This window comes from Pseudomonas sp. 910_21 (genome assembly GCF_052850735.1).
The window spans coordinates 431,882-450,113 of sequence record NZ_VXCY01000002.1; the positions used below are offsets into that span (position 1 = coordinate 431,882).

Consider the following 18,232-nt stretch of genomic DNA (forward strand, 5'->3'; position numbering starts at 1 on the left):
TGTAAATATTTCTTATTCAGTAGGGGATTGCGCCAGGTCAAGCTGGCGAGTGCGATGCCTGGGTCAGAGGATCACCGCGTTGCTGCGCTGCGCCTGTTTCAGGTAGGCGCTCAACTCCCGCGCCGGCAGGGGTTTGCTGTAGTGATAGCCCTGACCTTCATGGCAGCCTTCGGAGATGATGTAAGCCTCCTGTTCGGCTGTTTCCACGCCCTCGGCGATCACCTGCATGCCCAGGCTTTTACCCAGCTGGATGATGGCGCGCACGATGGTCGCATCGTCGTCGTCATCCAGCAGGTCCTGGACGAAGCTCTTGTCGATCTTGATCTTGTCCAGGGGCAGGCTTTTCAGGTAGCTCAGAGACGAATAACCGGTGCCGAAATCGTCGATGGCGATCAGCGCCCCGGAGCGTCGCAGGCTCAGCAGGTGCTGGGCGGCGGTGCTGATGTCTTCCATCAGGCCGGTTTCGGTGACTTCCAGCTCCAGGCTGCGGGGTGGCAGGCGGTAGATCTGCAGCAGGTTGTTGACCACCCGTGGCAGTTCGGCGTGGTGCAGTTGCACCGTGGACAGGTTGACCGCCATGCGTAGGTCGCTGAAGCCCATGTCGTGCCATTCGCGCAGTTGGCGGCAGGCCTGGTCCAGCACCCATTCGCCGATGGCGATGATGGTGCCGTTCTGCTCCGCCAGGGGAATGAACAGGTCCGGCGGCACCAGGCCGTGTTCCGGGTGTTGCCAGCGAATCAGCGCCTCGACACCCACCACCCGGTGGTCGCGATAGCTGATCTGTGGCTGATAGACGAGAAAGAACTGGTCTCGGGTCAGGGCTTCGCGCAAGTCTTTTTCCAGTTCCCGGCGCCGGCGCATTTCGCTGTCGACGCTGGCGATATAGAACTGATAGCGATTGCGTGACCGGCTCTTGGCCAGGGTCATGGTCTGTTCGGCTTTTTGCAGGAGTTTTTCCGTGCTGTCGCCGTCTTCCGGGAACAGGGTGATGCCGATGGTGGCGCGCAGGCGGATTTCCTGGTGATCGAGGGCGAAGGTGGCCTCCAGGTCGTCGAGGATGCTTTGTGCCAGTTCTGCGGCTTCATAGGGTTGTTCGATATCGGCCTGGACCAGGGCGAACTGATCGCCACCCAGGCGAGCCAGGGCGCCGAGGCGACCGCTGTGGCCGCGCAGGCGATCGGCCAGGGCCAGCAGCAGTTGGTCGCCGGTCTGGTAGCTGAACTGTTCGTTGATGCCCTTGAAGTCGTCGAGGCCGACGCAGAGCACTGCGACCCGGCGTTGCAGGCGCCCGGCGTCCACCAGGATCTTGTCCAGTTGCTGCTGTAATTGCTGGCGGTTTGGCAGACCGGTCAGGAAGTCGTACTGGGCCATGCGCAGCAGGCTGTTTTCCGCTTCGTGGCGCAAGTGGGTATTGCGCTCGATGGAGGCCAGCAACTGGTTGGCGGTGTTGATCCAGATTCCCAGTTCATTTTTTTCGTGACCCTTGAGCAGCGGCAACTGGTGCTCGCTGGGGCGGTCGGGATTGATGGTGGTCAGGTGCTCGATGATTCGCGACAGCGGCTTGGTCAGCAACCAGTGATAGACCAGGTACAGCACCAGGCCCATGGCCAGGGCGCGCAGGACTCCGGAAATGAAGATGATCACCGAGCTGATGATGAAGTCCTGGCCGTAGGTGGCGGTGTCGAGGGTGATGCTCAGGTCGCCGTAATACTCGCTATAGGGGCCACGGCCCACCAACTGGGTGGTGAAGGTGCGTTCCTGGCCAAGAATCAGATCAGTGAGCCAGCGACTGGAGGAATGCTGCAGCTCGCGGGACTTTTCCGCGAGCATGGTTTCGTTGGGGTGGCCAATGGAGGCCATGCGCACCGCATCATCCTGGAACAGGCCTTCAATGACTTGCATGCCCATTTCCCGGTCCAGGCTGTAGACCGCCTGTGTCGATGGGTCGCGAAACATGTCGAGAATGCGCTGGGCATCGTTAGCGACCGCCTGCCGAGTCTTGTAGGCATCGAAGACGATCTGGGCGCAGCTCAGGACTACGCCCACTATGAGTGCCGACAGCAGCACAACCCGGAGCAACTTCACCGACAAGCTGTTTTTGAGTTCCAGCTTCAAAGGGCTATTCCTTGTTCCGTGCGCGTAGCGTCAAGTTGCCATGAGTATTGGCAATCCCGTGTTGGCCGTCAAAGTGACATTAATGCCGAGTACAGGACGTCTGCGGGCCAGGCCCGGGTGATCAGATTCAGGATTGCTCTTGCTGTGGATAGTGTGTCGGTAGCGACGCCTTGCAACTTGAGGGGCGGCGTTGATTTTTACATCAGATGAATCTTAGCGCCTCGGTTGGGCGGGACAAGATGCCCGCTTTGTCAGAGGCAAAAAAAAACCCGGCCAGGCCGGGTTTTTTGCACTGCAAACGGACTTAAGCGACGAAGTTCTTGCCTTCGAACTGCTCAGCCACGAATTTCCAGTTGACCAGGTTCCAGAACGCCTCGACGTATTTAGGACGAACGTTGCGGTAGTCGATGTAGTAGGCGTGTTCCCAGACGTCGCAGGTCAGCAGCGGAGTGTCGCCGCTGGTCAGCGGGTTGCCGGCGCCGATGGTGCTGGCCAGGGCCAGGGAGCCGTCAGCCTTTTTCACCAGCCAGCCCCAGCCGGAACCGAAGGTGCCAACGGAAGTCTTGGTGAACTCTTCTTTGAACTTGTCGAACGAACCGAAGGCAGCGTTGATGGCCTCAGCCAGTGTGCCGGTAGGTTGGCCGCCGGCGTTTGGCGCCAGGCAGTTCCAGTAGAAAGTGTGGTTCCAGACCTGGGCTGCGTTGTTGAAGATGCCGCCCGAAGAGGTTTTGACGATCTGTTCCAGAGTCTTGCCTTCGAACTCGGTGCCTGGCACCAGGTTGTTCAGGTTCACGACATAGGTGTTGTGGTGCTTGTCGTGGTGGTATTCCAGGGTTTCCTTGGAAATGTGCGGCTGCAGGGCGTCGTGTGCATAGGGCAGCGGCGGCAATTCGAAAGCCATGATGATTCTCCTAATCAGGTCAGTTGCGGTGAGCGCAAGGCCGATCACGGGCGGCCAGACAAGCGCCGGGGAGTTTGTACTCTTTGCGGCGCAGGGTTCGGATCATAGCACCGGGGGTGCGGCTTAACCACGCAACAACTGTGTGGGATAGAGGTTCCAGAGCCTTTTGGAATAAGTCACGCAGCGCTGATCAGCTGGAACGCCACGCTGAACATCATCACCGCCACCAGCAGGTCGAGAATCCTCCAGGTACTGGGGCGAGCCAGCCACGGAGCCAGCCAGGCGGCGCCCAGGGCCAGGGTGAAGAACCACAGCAATGAAGCGCTGGCGGCCCCCACCACGTAAGCGCCGGGCTCGGTTTGTTGTGCCCCCAGTGAACCGATCAGCAGCACGGTATCCAGGTAGACGTGGGGGTTGAGCAGGGTGACCGCCAGGGCACTGAGCATGACAGCCCGGAGTGAACGCACGGTCTGGCCTTCGCCCTGTTGCAGGCTTTGTTTCGAGCAGGCCCGGCGCAGGGCCTGGGCGCCGTACCAGATCAGGAATGCCGCGCCGCCCCAGCGTGCCACTGCCAGCAGCATCGGGCTCTGGGTCAGGACGGTGGCCAGGCCGAACACGCCGGCCGCCACCAACAGGGCATCGCAGGTCACGCACAGCGCCGCCACTGGCAAGTGGTGCTCACGGCGCAGGCTCTGAGCCAGGACGAAGGCGTTTTGCGTACCGATGGCCATGATCAGGCCGGCGGCCACCAAGAGACCGTTTACATAGCTTTGCCACATGACTATTGCTCCTCGCCGGCGGCCAGTTTTTGCAGAACCTGCATGGCTCGCCGGGCATCCGCCTGACCGACAAACAGGTGATCGTGGTAATAGCCGGCGATCACGTTGCAGCTGATCCCGGCCTGACCCAGGGCGCCGGCGAAGGCTGCTGTCAGGCCCACGGCTTCCAGGGCCGAATGCACGTTGAGGGTGATCCAGGCAGCCACGTAATCGAAGGCCAGTCCCAGGCGCTCGGCCTGTTGGCGCAGGACGATGACCGTCAGTCCCTCGCGTTCACGAAAGCTGCCCAGCACTTCGCAGTCCTGCAGCAGGCTGGGGTCTGTGATGGAACAGAACACGTACTCGCCGTCGTTGAGCTGCGGGCTCATGCTGCGCAACAGGGTAGCGAGAGAGGTTTCACCGGCCATGAACAAAATCCTTGAGCGAAGAAGCATTACAGAGGCTTTACGCTGGCTATTTTCTCGCTTCAGGCGGTATAAGAAAAACCAATAGTGCTGATCACTCATTAGGAAAACTGATGTTCGACTACAAGTTGCTCTCCGCCCTGGCCGCGGTGATCGAACAGGCAGGATTCGAACGGGCGGCCCAGGTGCTGGGATTGTCGCAGTCGGCAATTTCCCAGCGCATCAAGCTTCTGGAGGCCCGGGTCGGGCAGCCGGTGCTGGTGCGGGTGACGCCTCCAGCGCCCACGGAAATCGGTCGCCGCTTGCTCAACCATGTGCAGCAGGTACGCCTTCTGGAGCGGGACCTGCAAAGCCTGGTGCCGGCGCTGGACGAAGAAGGCTTGCCGGAACGCCTGCGCATCGCCCTCAACGCCGACAGCCTGGCCACCTGGTGGGCCGAAGCGGTGGCTGACTTCTGCGCCGAACATCACTTGCTCCTGGACCTGGTGGTGGAGGACCAGACGGTGGGCCTCAAACGCATGCGTGCAGGCGAAGTGGCGGCTTGTGTCTGCGCCAGTGAGCGTCCGGTGGCCGGGGCCCGCAGTCTGCTGCTGGGCGCCATGCGTTATCGAGCCCTGGCCAGCCCGGCGTTCATCACCCGGCACTTTCCCTCGGGCGTACGTGCCGAGCAGTTGGCTCGAACCCCGGCATTGGTATTCGGCCCTGACGATTTCCTGCAGCATCGCTACCTGGCGTCCCTGGGTGTCGATGGCGGTTTCGAACATCATTTGTGCCCGTCTTCCGAGGGTTTCATCCGCCTCACTGAAGCTGGCCTGGGCTGGGGGCTGGTGCCCGAACTGCAGGTTCGCGAGCAACTTCAGCGAGGCTTGCTGGTGGAGCTTTTGCCGGATAAACCCATCGATGTGCCGCTGTACTGGCATCATTGGCGCAACGGCGGACAATTGCTGGGCTTGTTGACCGAGCACCTGGCACGTTTATCTGCACAATGGCTGGTGCCCTGGGAGCAGCCGTAAGCGTCAAGCCACAAGCTGCAACTAGACAGCTTGCGCACTGATTTTTAACTTGCAGCTTGTAGCTCGTAGCTCGTCACTGCTTTCTTAGGAATATTCATGAAAATTCTGGTTACCGGCGCAAGCGGCTTCATCGGCGGGCGCTTTGCTCGTTTTGCCCTTGAGCAGGGCCTGGAGGTCCGGGTCAACGGCCGTCGCGCCGAAGCGGTGGATCACCTGGTGCGCCGTGGTGCCGAGTTCGTCCAGGGCGACTTGAACGATGCCGGCCTGGTGCGCGAACTCTGTCGCGATGTCGATACCGTGGTGCACTGCGCCGGTGCGGTGGGCTTGTGGGGGCGCTATCAGGATTTCCATCAGGGCAACGTACTGGTCACTGAGAATGTGGTCGAGGCCTGCCTCAAGCAGCGGGTCCAACGCCTGGTGCACCTGTCCTCGCCGTCGATCTATTTCGATGGCCGTGATCATCTGGGGCTGACCGAAGAGCAAGTGCCCAAGCGTTTCAGGCACCCCTATGCAGCCACCAAGTACCTGGCCGAGCAGAAGGTCTTCGGTGCCCAGGAGTTCGGGCTTGAGGTCATTGCGCTGCGGCCGCGCTTTGTCACCGGTGCCGGCGACATGAGCATCTTCCCGCGGCTGTTGAAAATGCAGCGCAAAGGTCGCCTGGCCATCGTCGGCAACGGTCTGAACAAGGTCGACTTCACCAGTGTGCACAACCTCAACGAGGCCCTGTTCAGTAGCTTGCACGCCAGTGGCTCGGCCCTGGGCAAGGTCTACAACATCAGCAACGGCGCGCCGGTTCCGCTGTGGGACGTGGTCAACTACGTGATGCGTCAGATGCAGGTGCCACAAGTCACCCGCTATCGCTCCTTTGGCCTGGCCTACAGCGTGGCGGCGCTTAACGAGGGGGTCTGCAAACTCTGGCCTGGCCGTCCGGAGCCGACCCTGTCGCGCCTGGGGATGCAGGTCATGAACAAGAACTTCACCCTGGATATCAGCCGGGCCCGGCACTACCTCGGCTATGAGCCCAAGGTCAGCTTGTGGGCTGCTCTGGATGAGTTCTGCAGTTGGTGGAAGGCTCAGGACATAAGCTGAAATCAAAGACTGAACCCGGTTTGCCCGGGCCGGTCCATAGGCCGGGTGAATTAGCGGTTTATACTCGCCGCATTCAGCCATCACCGCGGTTCACAAAGGTTGCCCCATGCGTAACGATGCACACGATGACTTCGATGACGTTCCAAGTCTGCGCGCCGATCCCCTCGATGACGATGTCTTTCCTGCCACCAGCGCTGCCCGTGAGCGCACCACCGTGCATTCGCGCAGCGCTCCGGTGGTCAAGGCCAAGGGGCCCAGTACCGGTCCATTGTGGGCATTGGTGGGGGCATTGTTCTTTGCCTTCATCGGCCTTGCCTGGTGGAGCTTTCAGCAGATCTCGCTGATGGAGCAGCAACTGGTGGCGACTCAGGAAAGCTTCGCCAGGATCAGCGAAGAGGCCGCCGGTCGTCTGCAGGATATCTCCGGCAAAGTGGTGGCCAGCCAGACCAATGTCACCACTGACAGCGAAGCCTTGAAGCTGCAGATCAAGCAGTTGGAAAGCCGGCTGCAGGATCAGAGCCGACAACAGCAGGGCGTGGCGGGGCAGGCCACGGACCTGGACAAGCGCCTGGCGCAGATGAGTGCCCAGACTGCCGAGCAGCAAGCGGCCAATGCCCAGTTGCAGGCTCAGGTCAAAGCCCTGAACTCTGAACTGGCGAGCCTGAAAGGCGCCCAGACGGACGCCGGCAAGGTCGATACCCAGCTCAAGAGCCTGAGTGCCGACCTTGCCGCGTTGAAAAAACAGGGCAACCCGAGCGCCGCCATCGAGCGCCTGGAGCAGGAGCTGGTGGTGCTCAAGAGTGAGCAGGACAATCGTCCCGCCGCCGCCCAGAACGGAGCCAGCACTGCCGAGTTCGATGCGTTCCGTGGCCAGGTCACCCGCAACATCAATACCCTGCAAAGCCAGATCCAGAACCTGCAGCAGCAGATCAATACCCGTCCTTGAACGGTCAGGCCCACCCACGCATGGCGTGGGTGGGCACTGTTTGGCCAAAGTGCGCTGAATATTCACTCATGTCCCGCAGCCGTCTACGCTCTTCAAACGCCATCAGGAACGAGGAGCGAGCGATGAGACTGTTGCAAAAAAACACCTGGCTGGGATGGTTGTTGTTGCTGTGCATGGGGCCGCTGCATGCGGCGGTACCGGCGGCCGATGACGGTGTGGCGGCCCGGGCGCTGCTGGAAAAAGCCCTGCGCTATTACCACGACCAGGGTGACAAGGCGTTTGCGGCCTTCAGCCGTCAGGGTGAGTTCGTCGACCGCGATCGTTATGTGTTCGTGGTGGACACCCGGGGCGTGATGCTGGCCAGTGGCGGTCCTTCGTCGGCATTGATTGGTCGAGATGTCTCCGAAGCCCTGGGGCCGGATCTGCGCAAGGCGTTCAAGGACGCCCTGAAGATTCCCGAGGCCAATGGCATCCAGCAAGCCGAGTACCGTTGGCAGAACTGGGCCGACGGCAAGATCGAACGCAAGCATGTGTACTTCCAGCGTATCGGCGAGCGCATCCTGGCGGTGGGGTATTACCTGCCTCGGGCCTCGGCCGAGCAGGCCAAGGCACTGCTGGAGCGAGCGGCCACGGCCTTGGGCAGCGATCAGCCGGGTACGCTCAAAGCCATCAATGACTTGCGTGGCGGGTTTCTCGAAGACGATCTGTATGTGTTCGTGGTGGACCTCGACAGCCACCGCTATCTGGCCCATGGCACCAATCTGCGTCTGCTCAATACCGATTTCGGCAAGATCAAGGACCCGGAGGGCAAACCGGTGGGCGAACCGATCCTGGCGTTGATGGCAGGCCAGGATCAGGGGGAATACGAGTACCGCTGGAAGAACCCGGTGACTGGCAAGATCGAGGACAAGCATGCCTACTTGCGCAAGGTCGGGAATCTGTTAGTTGCCGTGGGGTACTACAGCCCTTGAGTCCTGAACGCTAGCCTCTGCCGGCATCAGGATCAACGTGCCTTGTCTTCACGGCCCCGTAGCAGGCGATTGGGCATGGCAATCGCCGCAGCCAGCCCCAGCAGGGAGACTGCGGCACTGACCAGCAGCAGATGCCGGAAGGTCAGCAGCAACTCGTTGCGCAATGCGTCGCGCGCGGAGCCAGGCGCGGCGTTCAGGCCTTCCAGCAAGGCACTGCCGGAGTGCCCCTCGCTCATCAGACCTGCGCCACTCAGATGCGCCAGGCTGGAATCCTGCAGCAAGGCCAGGAGCAATGCCGACATCAGCGCCACCCCCACCGCGCCGCCCAGGGCGCGAAACAGGTTGGTGGTGCTGGTGGCGACACCGATATCCCGTTGCTCCACCGAGTTCTGGGTGCCCACCAGGGAGGTAGGGAACTGCATGCCACCGGCAATCCCGCAGAGCAACATGAACAGGCTGCTCAGCAGTACCTCCTGGGGCGGCACCAGGGCCATGCCGAGAATCGACACCGGCATCAATAGCGCGCCGCCCAGGATCATCGGCTTGTAGCGTCCGGTCACCGAGGTCAGGCGTCCGGCGCAATAGGCGCCCATGGGCAGACCCATGGCCAAGGGCAGCAGGTGCAGGGCGGCACTGTCGGCCCCGGCCCCGGTGATGCTTTGGAAGCGCAGGGGCATCAGCACGATCAGCGAGATGGCCTGGAAACTGGTGAAGAAAATCGTGCACCAGCACAGCAGCGCATTGCGGTTGGCAAACAGATGCATTGGCAGCAGGGGCTCCCGGGCCCGGCGCTCATGCCAGACGAACAGGGCCAGGACGATGCAGGCGATGGCCAGCAGGTCGAGCACTTTGGCGCTGCGCCAGGAGTGGCCCTGGCCCACTTGGGTGATGCCCAACAGCAGGGCGCTCAGGCCGATGATCAGCAACAGGGTGCCGAGGTAGTCGATGATCGGCTTGCGCTGGGGCACCGGCAGCCCCACCAGGGTGCGGTGAGCCACCCACCAGGCACCCAGTCCCAGGGGCAGGTTGATCAGAAATACCCAGCGCCACGAGAGAAATTCGGTCATGTAGCCGCCCAGCACCGGGCCGGCGACACTGGCCACCGCGTACATGCTGCTGAAGTAGCCCTGATAGCGGCCGCGCTCCCTGGGCGGGACTATGTCGCCGATGATGGCCTGGCTCACCGAGATCATGCCGCCGGCGCCGATGCCCTGGAAGATCCGCGCCAGCACCAGTTGTTCCATGTTCTGGGCCAGACCGCAGAACAGCGAGGCCAGGGTGAACAATCCCATGCCGAACAGCATCAGCCGACGCCGGCCATACAGATCGCCGAGCTTGCCGTAGATAGGCACTGCCACGGTCATTGCCACCATGTAGCCGGAGATGACCCAGGCCAGCAGGCTGACATCCTTGAACTGGGCGGAAATGGCCGGCATGGAGACGGCGACGATGGTCTGGTCCAGGGCGCCGAGAAAGATCGCCAGCATCAGGGCGATCAGCACGCTGCGGATGGCCGGTTTGGGCGGGCCAGGCTGTTGGAGGTGGGTCACGAAAAAACCTGCGGGCAGTGATTGATCCGTAGCGGCAAGGCTGGCGGTAATGGGCGTCAGTGTACTCGATAGGGAGCTATCGGATAACGCCACAAGGAAGGCCACGGCGTTTTTTCATGAAGGTTGTTCAAGCCGTGGACGTTGTGCCAAAGGGTCTTGGATTCACCACTTTCGAAAAGCTTTGTGGCACTTGGTGTTGATGTGTAATGGGACGCATTCTGTATAGTGTGCGTTCGGTGCCGGCTCCCTGAATCCTGGCTGTACGAATGTTCATTTGTGTCGCCGGTGCTTGCGTTTTTCCTGGCTGAACCCGTCAATGGGTCGATGAATCCTGGCGGGTGCCCTGAGCATTTTTCCAACGGTGCAATTCTCCTCCCCGTTACTCTGAGGCCTGGACTGTAGTGATGAACAAGCCTGCCCTTGCTGCCATTCCCGTGTTCAAACTCTATGGCGAGAGCCTGGAGTGGCCCACCCCGGATCTGCTCCATTGCGAGTCCATCAGCCAACGCAGTCGTGAGCACCAGTGGGAAATCAAACCCCACCGGCATGCCGACCTCTGCCAGTTGCTGTTCGTCTTCCGAGGGCAGGCCGAACTGGAGGTCGAAGGCCAGCGGACCCTGCTGGACGAACCGATGGTCCAAGTGTTGCCGCCGTTATCGGTGCATGGTTTTCGTTTTTCCGAGGATGTCGAAGGTTATGTCGTGACTCTGGCGGCGCCGCTGTTGAGCCATATGCAAGCTCAGTTGGGGCGCTCGGAAAATACCCTGGCCAAGTCTGGCAGCTACCCGGCCCGGGAGGATGCGCAGTACCTGAACGGTTTGTTCAGTGCCTTGCAGAATGAATATCAGGGGCAGCAACCGGCTCGGGAAATGCTCATGCACGCCCTGGTGAGCATGATTGTGGTCTGGGTCGGTCGCCAGGCACTGCAGCGCAGCAGTTCCAGTCAGCGTCCCCAGCGGGCCCGGGAGTATTTCAACGGTTTTATCCAGTTGGTGGAGGCCCACTACCGCGAGCATGTGAAGGTCGAGGACCTGGCTCACAAGCTAGGCATCTCGGTGTCGCACCTCAACGGCACCTGCCGCGAGCTGGCCGGGCAACCGGCGCTGCAGATCATGCACGAGCGCCAGCTGCTGGAGGCCAAGCGCCTGCTGACCTACACCGGAATGACCATCTACGAGATTTCCGATGACCTGGGTTTTTCCGATCCCACCAATTTCACCCGGCTGTTCCGACGCCGCGAGGGGATTTCGCCCAAGGTGTTCCGCGACCGGCTCAAGGCCGATCAGGCAGGGGGCGCCGGGGCGTCGCCGCTCACCTGAGGGCGTTCAAGGTGGCGTTGTGGGGAATGCAGCGCTCCAGGTTGCAACTGGCGTAGTTACGCTGTTGCATACGGGCCTGCTCGACGCGATAAGCGGCGGTACCGTATAGCGCCAGGGTCATGGTGCAGGTCATGAAAATGGCCAGGTACCTTCTTGTCTTGACGTTCATGGCAACGACCTCTGAACCAATACCCCCGTGTTTTCAGGGGTATTGATATCAGCATAGGTCAGTTGCGGGGGCTTGCCAGGCTGCCGCCCAGCCTGTTGGGCGAGGTATTGAGCCGGTGGATCGAAGTGCTGAGCGCTTGTTCTGTTGTCTACAGCCCTTCATCCCAGAGCGGCTCCTGGGGAAACCTGAGCACCAGGAAGTCCAACATGCTGCGCAAGGTCGCCGGCATGTGCTTGCGCGAGGCGTAGACCGCGTACATGTTCATCTTGCGGGGTTCGGCATTGGCCAGCAGGCGCACCAGGTCTCCACGCTTGATGTACTCCCCGGCCTGGTAGCTGGGCAGCATGGCGATGCCGGCGCCGGCCACAGTGGTGCGCAACAGGGTACTGGCTTCGTTGGCGCTGATGTTGCCCTGTACCGGTACCGACACCTGCTCGCCGTCTTGTTCGAAATGCCACAGGCTCTTGCCGAAGTAGGAGTGGGTCAGGCAGTTGTGCTGGCTCAACTCCTCCACCCGTTGTGGTGCCGGGTGTTCCTGCAGGTAGGCTGGTGAGGCGCAGATCACCGAGCGACAGACGGTCAAGCGTCGGGCGATCAGGTTGGGGTCCAGGTCGTTGCTGGTACGGATCGCCAGGTCGATGCGCTCATCCACCAGATTCACGGTGCGATCGAGCATCTGCAGATCGATGCTCACTCCGGGATAACGTTTGACGTAGTCGGCCACGGCATCCGCCAGTTGTGACTGGCCGAACGAGGTGCTGACGCTGATGCGCAGCAGCCCGCGGGGTGCGTCATCAGGCTCGCCCACCGCAGCCTGCATATCGTTGGACAGCTCCAGCATCTGCCGACAGCGGGGCAGGATCTCGCCGCCGGCAGCCGTCAGGCTGAGTTTGCGCGTGGTGCGGTGCATCAACCGGGCGCCGACCCAATCCTCCAGCTCCGCCAGATAACGTGAAACCACCGGCCGTGAAAGGTCCAGGTGGTCAGCGGCGGCCGACTGGCTGCCCAGGTCGACAACGGTGACGAAGACCCGCATTGCTTGGAGACGATCCATGATTTGCCCGCTTTCAGAAACAAACTATGTTCAAGCATCGCATTTTTTGTAACGACTCTGGCAACTAAGCTTTGTCCACTTCCAACCAAGCCAACAGATGCTGGAGCTGCCCTCATGATCGGATTCACCTCTCTCAAACGCCTGCTGCTGGCCACCGCCACCCTGGGCTTTGCCGCCCATGCCGCAGCCGCCGAGCCCACCCTGAAACTGGATGTCTACAACCCGGGTGCCAATGCCATCTTCCCGGTGACCTCGGTACTGGTCAGCGGCAAGAAGGACGCGATCCTGGTGGATGCCCAGTTCGGCAAATCCCAGGCCCAGCAACTGGTAGAAAAGATCCGTGCCAGTGGCAAGCACTTGACCACCATCTACATCAGCCACGGTGATCCGGATTACTACTTCGGCCTCGACACCCTGACCACGGCCTTCCCCGATGCCAAGGTCGTTGCCTCACAGCCAACGGTGGATCACATCAAGGCTACGGTGGACGGCAAGCTGGCGTTCTGGGGGCCGAAAATGGGTGCAGACATTCCGGCCAAGACCATTGTGCCCGGCGTACTCAAGGGCCACAGCCTGACTCTGGAAGGGCAGAAACTCGAGGTCATCGGCCTGGATGGCAAGCAACCGGACCGCAGCTTTGTATGGATTCCGTCGATCAAGGCCGTGGTAGGGGGCGTGGTGGTCGCGGAGAACATCCACGTATGGATGGCCGATACCCAGACCCCGCAGTCCCACCAGGACTGGCTGAGCACCCTGAAGACCATTGAGGGCCTGCAGCCCAAGACTGTGATCCCCGGGCACTTCCTCGGTGACAGCGCTCGTTCCCTAGCCCCGGTGCACTTCACCGCTGACTACATCAAGGCCTTCGATGAAGAGACGGCCAAGGCCAAGGACTCCGCTGCTCTGATCGCGGCCATGAAAAAGCGTTACCCGGACCTGGGCGAAGACAGCTCCCTGGAGCTGAGCGCCAAGGTCGCCAAGGGCGAAATGAAGTGGTGAAACCGGTTTGACCCGCTCCCTTCGGGGAGCGGACGCCTCTGTACTCTCTTAGCCAACTGGAGACATGTCATGAGCAAAATCGCAATCATTGGTGCCACCGGCCGTGCCGGTAGCCAACTCCTGGAAGAAGCCCTGCGTCGCGGTCACAGCGTCACCGCCATCGCCCGCAACACGGCGAAGATCGGCCAGCGTGCCGGCGTACTCTCCCGCGAGGTGGATGTGGCCGACAGTGCTGCATTGCAGGCAGCGGTGGCCGGCCACGACGTGGTGATCAGCGCCGCGCATTTTTCCACCATCCCGGCCAATGCCATTATCGACCCGGTGAAAAAGGCCGGGGTCAAGCGTCTGCTGGTGGTGGGCGGTGCGGGTTCGCTACTGCTGCCCGGTGGCGGCAAGGTCATCGACAGCCCCGGTTTCCCGGAGGAGTACAAGGCCGAGGCCAGCGCCGGTGGCGTGTACCTGGATACCTTGCGCAAGGAGCAGGATCTGGACTGGACTTTCCTCTCGCCATCGGCGGAGTTCGTTGAGGGTGAGTGCACCGGGCAGTTCCGCCTGGGCCAGGACGATCTGCTGGTCAGTGCCCAAGGTCGCAGTTGGATCAGTTTCGCCGACTACGCCATTGCCCTGATCGACGAAGTGGAAAAACCGGCTCATCGCCGCCAGCGTTTCACCGTCGGTTACTGATCAGCGACCGATTGCCCTGGTAGCCGCCTGCCGTAAGCGGTTATCGGGGTGTTCCGGTCAGTATTGAAGGCCCTCGCGGGCCTTTTTGCTGTCTGCCGGCATCAGTGTTTTCCCGTTCAACGCTGTTTGGCCTGCTCCACCAACCAGTCCAGCAATTCCTGCAAGGCCGCCGAAGGCCCCGGGCGCTCCGGGTAGACCAGGTAGTACGCCTGGCCCGTCGGTACCTTCAGTTCAAAAGGCATGACCAGCCGTCCGGCACTCAGGTCGTCGCCAATCAACGCCCAGTCGCCAATCGCCACTCCCGTCCCCTGGGACGCCACGGACATCGCCAGGTCCAGGGTCTCGAAATGCTGGCCCTTGCCCAGGGTATTGAGTGGCGTGCCTGCGGCTTTCAACCAGCTTTGCCAGTCCCGTTGATCATGGGAGGGATGCAGTAACAAGTGCTGTTGCAAGTCCGCCGGGCTCTTGAGGGGCATCGGCCCCTCCAGCAGCGGTCGTGAGCAGACCGGCGTCAGTTGTTCATTGAACAGGTGCCGCGAACCTAGGGTCGGGTGCGGCGGGGCTCCATACATGACGGCGGCATCGAAGGGTTCGCGGCTGAAATCCACGCCGTGCTGAATGGTGGTGGTCAGTTGTACCGGAACATCCGGGCGTTCCCTCTGCCATTGCAGCAGCCGTGGCAGCAGCCAGCGCATCACACAGGTCGGAGCCTTGAGGCGCAGGTTGCGGTTCTGTCCACCGATGTCATCCACCGCGCCATTGATCAGTTCGAATACCTGCAGCACCCGCGGCAACCATTGTGCCCCTTCGCTAGTCAGGCTCAAGCCCCGGGCATGGCGCTGGAACAACGGATAACCCAGGTGGCTTTCCAGGCCGGCAATTTGTCGGCTCACCGCTCCTTGAGTGATGTGCAATTGCTCGGCAGCGCGAGTGAAATTGCAGCACTGGGCGGTGACCAGAAAGGTGTGCAGCGCGGGCAGGGGAGGCAAGCGTTTCATGGGGAGCCAAGGCATGACGTGGGGACATGGCTAGTATGACTTTTTATCCATTGTTGCGGCTACAGCCTCACCGTTCCAATAGCCCTCCCGGCGTCTGCTGACGTTTTCCAGCCAGTGGTCAGGCGTCGGGTATCCCACCAATAAGAAGGGCGATGAGATGGCGACGTGCGGCGAAGTACTGGTCAAGTTACTTGAAGGTTATGGGGTTGAGCAGGTGTTCGGCATTCCCGGAGTGCATACCGTCGAGTTGTATCGCGGCCTGGCCCGCTCGCCCATCCATCATGTCACCCCGCGCCATGAGCAAGGCGCCGGATTCATGGCCGATGGCTACGCCCGCACCAGCGGCAAGCCCGGTGTGTGTTTCATCATCACCGGCCCCGGCATGACCAACATCACCACCGCCATGGGCCAGGCCTATGCGGACTCGATTCCCATGCTGGTGATCTCCAGCGTGCAGACCCGCAGCCAGTTGGGCGGCGGGCGCGGCAAACTCCATGAATTGCCGAACCAGAGCGCACTGGTCAGTGGCGTGGCGGCGTTTTCCCATACCCTGATGAGTGCCGACGAACTGCCAGTGGTGCTGGCCCGGGCCTTCGCCCTGTTCCAGGCGGGACGCCCACGTCCGGTGCATATCGAGATTCCTCTCGATGTGCTGGTTCAGGATGCGGATCACTTGCTGGCCAGCGAGCCGGTAACCATTGCCCGTGCCGGTGCCGCCCCGGACGCCGTCGCCCGGATGAGTCAGCTGTTGGCAACGGCCAAGCGCCCGCTGATCCTGGCCGGTGGCGGCGCCATTGACGCTGCCGCTCCCCTGACCCGTTTGGCAGAACTGCTGCAGGCCCCGGTGGCCCTGACGATCAACGCCAAGGGCATGTTGCCGTCGGCTCACCCGCTGCTGATTGGCTCCACCCAGTCGATGGTGGCGAGCCGTGCCCTGGTGGCCGAGGCCGACGTGGTGCTGGCCATTGGCACCGAACTGGCGGAAACCGATTACGACGTGACCTTTGCCGGCGGCTTTGAAATTCCCGGGGCCTTACTGCGGATCGATATCGACGCCGATCAAACGGTGCGCAACTACCCACCGAAAGTAGCGCTGGTAGCCGATGCCCGGAACGCTGCCCAAGCCCTGCTGGCAGACCTGTCCCGGCAAACCTTGAGCGAGCGCGGCAGCGACTGGGGCCCGGCCCGGGCCGCTGCCTTGCGCAGCGAACTCGAGAACCTGTGGGACTCGCCGACCCGGGCCCAGACCCTGTTCCTGGAAACCGTGGTTCAGGAGTTGCCGGAGATCGTCCTGGTGGGCGACTCCACTCAGCCGGTGTACAGCGGCAACCTGACGTTCAATCCTGAGCAGCCGCGGCGCTGGTTCAACTCGTCCACCGGCTACGGCACCCTGGGTTATGCCTTGCCGGCTGCCATCGGTGCCTGGCTCGGGGGCGCTTCCCAGTCCAGTCAGCGGCGACCGGTGGCTTGCCTGATCGGCGACGGCGGCTTGCAGTTCACCCTGGCGGAGCTGGCCTGCGCCGTGGAAGCACGCACGCCGATCATCGTCCTGCTGTGGAATAACCAGGGTTATGAAGAGATCAAGAAATACATGGTCAATCGAGCCATCGAGCCCGTGGGAGTCGACATCTACACCCCGGATTTCATTGCCGTGGCCAAGGGCCTCGGGTGCGCGGCCGAGCGTATCGACAGTGTCGAACAACTGCGTGTGGCCCTGCGCATGGCAGCCGATCGCCAGGGACCGAGCTTGATTGAAGTTGACCAGAATCGCTGGACTCAAGGAGTACAGGCATGAGTTCGCCGCACGTATTGAACGGTGTGTACATCGATGGCCAATGGTCGGCAGGCAGCGAGCATCTGCAGGTGATCAACCCGTCCACCGAGGCGCCTTTGGCCTGGGTGGCGGGCGCCGGGCCGCAAGCCGTGGATCAGGCACTGCAGGCTGCTACGGCGGGGCTTGCCCGCTGGGCGCAAAGCAGTGGCGTCGAGCGTGCCGCCGTGCTGCGCAAGATCGCTGCCGGCGTGGCCGAACGCCGGGAGCGGCTAATGCAGCTGCAGTCGAGCAACAACGGCAAGCCGCAGTTTGAGGCGGCCATGGATGTGGACGATGTCATCGCCACCTTTGACTACTACGCCGGGCTGGCCGAGGCGTTGGACGCGACCCAGGATGCGAATGTGCCGCTGCCCAGCGCGGATTTCAGCGCGCGCCTGCGTCGTGAGCCCTGTGGCGTGGTCGGACTGATCGTGCCGTGGAACTTCCCCATGGTCACCACGGCCTGGAAGTTGGCGCCCGCCCTGGCCGCCGGCTGCAGCGTGGTGCTCAAACCCTCGGAAGTCACTCCGCTGCCGGAGCTGGAGCTGGCGGCAATCATCGCCGAAAGCGGCTTGCCCAACGGGGTGTTCAACCTGGTCTGCGGGACTGGCCTGGCGGTCGGCGCGCCTTTGGCGGCGGACCCGCGAGTGGCGAAGATTTCCTTCACCGGCAGTAATGCGGTGGGGGTTCAGGTCATGCAGCGGGCGGCGGAAACCATCAAGGGCGTGAGCCTGGAGCTGGGGGGCAAGTCATCCTTGCTGGTGCTGGCGGATGCCGACCTAGACCTGGCGGTGGAGCTGGCCTGTGGCGGTGGCTTCTTCAATGCCGGGCAGATGTGTTCTGCCACCAGCCGGGTATTGGTCGCCGAGGAGTTGGCCGATGAATTCCTTCTGCGGCTCAAGGCCCGGGCCGAAGGCATTCGGGTGGCCGACCCGTTCGACCCCGAGGTGGTGATGGGCGCCCTGGTGAATCAGGCGCAATACCAGAGAGTACTGGCGCACATCGATCGTGGCCTGAATGTCGGTGCCAAGCTGGTCTGTGGCGGCGGCCGCCCGGCCGGGTTGCAGCAGGGTTTTTTCATCCAGCCCACGGTGTTCACCGAGGTGCCGCTGGACAGTGCCCTGTGGCGTGACGAAATCTTTGGCCCGGTGCTCTGTGTGCGCAGCTTCAGCAGCGAGCAAGAGGCGATCGAACTGGCCAATGACAGCGAGTTCGGCCTGGTGGCCAGTGTGGTGGGGGCGGACGTGGAAAATGCCGAACGGGTTGCCAATGCCCTGCAGGCCGGCCTGGTGTGGATCAACGCCCCCCAGGTGATCTTTCCCCAGACCGCCTGGGGCGGCTACAAGCAGAGCAGCATCGGCCGTGAACTGGGACCTTGGGGCCTGCAAGCGTTCCAGGAACTCAAGCACGTAATCCGCGCCCTGTAGG

Annotated in this window: 17 protein-coding genes; 9 read left to right on the forward strand and 8 right to left on the reverse strand. The window is 62.0% G+C overall.

Features of this window, described 5'->3' with window-relative positions; all coding sequences use genetic code 11:
* Positions 1–63: 63 nt before the first annotated feature.
* The 4 genes from FW796_RS07050 to FW796_RS07065 all read right to left on the reverse strand — a co-directional run bounded on the left by FW796_RS07050 (position 64) and on the right by FW796_RS07065 (position 4,202).
* Positions 64–2,115: a putative bifunctional diguanylate cyclase/phosphodiesterase gene (locus FW796_RS07050; protein ID WP_404937554.1), complete on the reverse strand. Its 2,052-nt coding sequence runs from the start codon at positions 2,113–2,115 to the stop codon at positions 64–66.
* 304 nt (positions 2,116–2,419) lie between these two features.
* On the reverse strand, positions 2,420–3,016 hold the full coding sequence (locus FW796_RS07055; RefSeq protein ID WP_446439180.1) for a superoxide dismutase: 597 nt from the start codon (positions 3,014–3,016) through the stop codon (positions 2,420–2,422).
* Positions 3,017–3,192: 176 nt separating this feature from the next.
* Positions 3,193–3,795: a LysE/ArgO family amino acid transporter gene (locus FW796_RS07060; RefSeq protein ID WP_102880727.1), complete on the reverse strand. Its 603-nt coding sequence runs from the start codon at positions 3,793–3,795 to the stop codon at positions 3,193–3,195.
* Between the two features lie 2 nt (positions 3,796–3,797).
* Positions 3,798–4,202, reverse strand: a complete 405-nt coding sequence (locus FW796_RS07065) for an ACT domain-containing protein (RefSeq protein WP_446439181.1) — start codon at positions 4,200–4,202, stop codon at positions 3,798–3,800.
* Between the two features lie 110 nt (positions 4,203–4,312).
* Between FW796_RS07065 and FW796_RS07070 the strand changes: the two genes are divergently transcribed.
* From FW796_RS07070 to FW796_RS07085, 4 genes are all read left to right on the forward strand, one after another.
* The gene (locus FW796_RS07070) at positions 4,313–5,212 is read left to right on the forward strand and encodes a LysR family transcriptional regulator ArgP (protein ID WP_446439182.1); all 900 of its coding nucleotides are present in this window, start codon (positions 4,313–4,315) and stop codon (positions 5,210–5,212) included.
* 96 nt (positions 5,213–5,308) lie between these two features.
* Entirely contained in the window at positions 5,309–6,301 is a 993-nt protein-coding gene (locus FW796_RS07075) for an NAD-dependent epimerase/dehydratase family protein (RefSeq protein WP_346632487.1), read from the forward strand.
* A gap of 106 nt (positions 6,302–6,407) precedes the next feature.
* Positions 6,408–7,247, forward strand: a complete 840-nt coding sequence (locus FW796_RS07080; protein ID WP_346632486.1) for an ATPase — start codon at positions 6,408–6,410, stop codon at positions 7,245–7,247.
* A 122-nt stretch (positions 7,248–7,369) separates the two neighbouring features.
* Complete coding sequence (locus FW796_RS07085; RefSeq protein ID WP_346632485.1) at positions 7,370–8,218, forward strand: cache domain-containing protein; 849 nt, start codon at positions 7,370–7,372, stop codon at positions 8,216–8,218.
* A 32-nt stretch (positions 8,219–8,250) separates the two neighbouring features.
* On the opposite strand, the gene FW796_RS07090 is transcribed toward FW796_RS07085, so the two are convergent.
* Positions 8,251–9,768, reverse strand: a complete 1,518-nt coding sequence (locus FW796_RS07090) for an MDR family MFS transporter (RefSeq protein WP_346632484.1) — start codon at positions 9,766–9,768, stop codon at positions 8,251–8,253.
* A gap of 404 nt (positions 9,769–10,172) precedes the next feature.
* On the opposite strand from FW796_RS07090, the gene FW796_RS07095 reads away from it, so the two are divergent.
* Positions 10,173–11,087, forward strand: a complete 915-nt coding sequence (locus FW796_RS07095; RefSeq protein WP_346632483.1) for a helix-turn-helix domain-containing protein — start codon at positions 10,173–10,175, stop codon at positions 11,085–11,087.
* On the opposite strand, the gene FW796_RS07100 is transcribed toward FW796_RS07095, so the two are convergent.
* Both FW796_RS07100 and FW796_RS07105 read right to left on the reverse strand, forming a co-directional pair.
* Positions 11,080–11,256, reverse strand: a complete 177-nt coding sequence (locus FW796_RS07100) for a hypothetical protein (RefSeq protein WP_162884084.1) — start codon at positions 11,254–11,256, stop codon at positions 11,080–11,082. The genes FW796_RS07095 and FW796_RS07100 overlap by 8 nt on opposite strands.
* Positions 11,257–11,404: 148 nt before the next feature.
* Entirely contained in the window at positions 11,405–12,310 is a 906-nt protein-coding gene (locus tag FW796_RS07105; protein WP_346632482.1) for a LysR family transcriptional regulator, read from the reverse strand.
* A 114-nt stretch (positions 12,311–12,424) separates the two neighbouring features.
* Between FW796_RS07105 and FW796_RS07110 the strand changes: the two genes are divergently transcribed.
* Both FW796_RS07110 and FW796_RS07115 read left to right on the forward strand, forming a co-directional pair.
* Positions 12,425–13,309: an MBL fold metallo-hydrolase gene (locus tag FW796_RS07110; protein ID WP_346632481.1), complete on the forward strand. Its 885-nt coding sequence runs from the start codon at positions 12,425–12,427 to the stop codon at positions 13,307–13,309.
* A 69-nt stretch (positions 13,310–13,378) separates the two neighbouring features.
* Positions 13,379–13,993, forward strand: coding sequence for an NAD(P)-dependent oxidoreductase (locus tag FW796_RS07115; RefSeq protein WP_446439183.1), 615 nt, complete (start codon positions 13,379–13,381; stop codon positions 13,991–13,993).
* 116 nt (positions 13,994–14,109) lie between these two features.
* Here FW796_RS07115 and FW796_RS07120 read toward each other — a convergent pair whose 3' ends face one another.
* A complete protein-coding gene (locus tag FW796_RS07120) occupies positions 14,110–14,991 on the reverse strand; it encodes a LysR substrate-binding domain-containing protein (RefSeq protein WP_346632479.1) in 882 nt (293 codons plus the stop codon).
* Positions 14,992–15,148: 157 nt separating this feature from the next.
* On the opposite strand from FW796_RS07120, the gene FW796_RS07125 reads away from it, so the two are divergent.
* Both FW796_RS07125 and FW796_RS07130 read left to right on the forward strand, forming a co-directional pair.
* Positions 15,149–16,786, forward strand: coding sequence for a 5-guanidino-2-oxopentanoate decarboxylase (locus tag FW796_RS07125; RefSeq protein ID WP_404937551.1), 1,638 nt, complete (start codon positions 15,149–15,151; stop codon positions 16,784–16,786).
* On the forward strand, positions 16,783–18,231 hold the full coding sequence (locus tag FW796_RS07130; RefSeq protein ID WP_446439184.1) for an aldehyde dehydrogenase family protein: 1,449 nt from the start codon (positions 16,783–16,785) through the stop codon (positions 18,229–18,231). Before FW796_RS07125 ends, FW796_RS07130 begins: the two co-directional genes overlap by 4 nt.
* The last annotated feature ends 1 nt before the right edge of the window (position 18,232 follow it).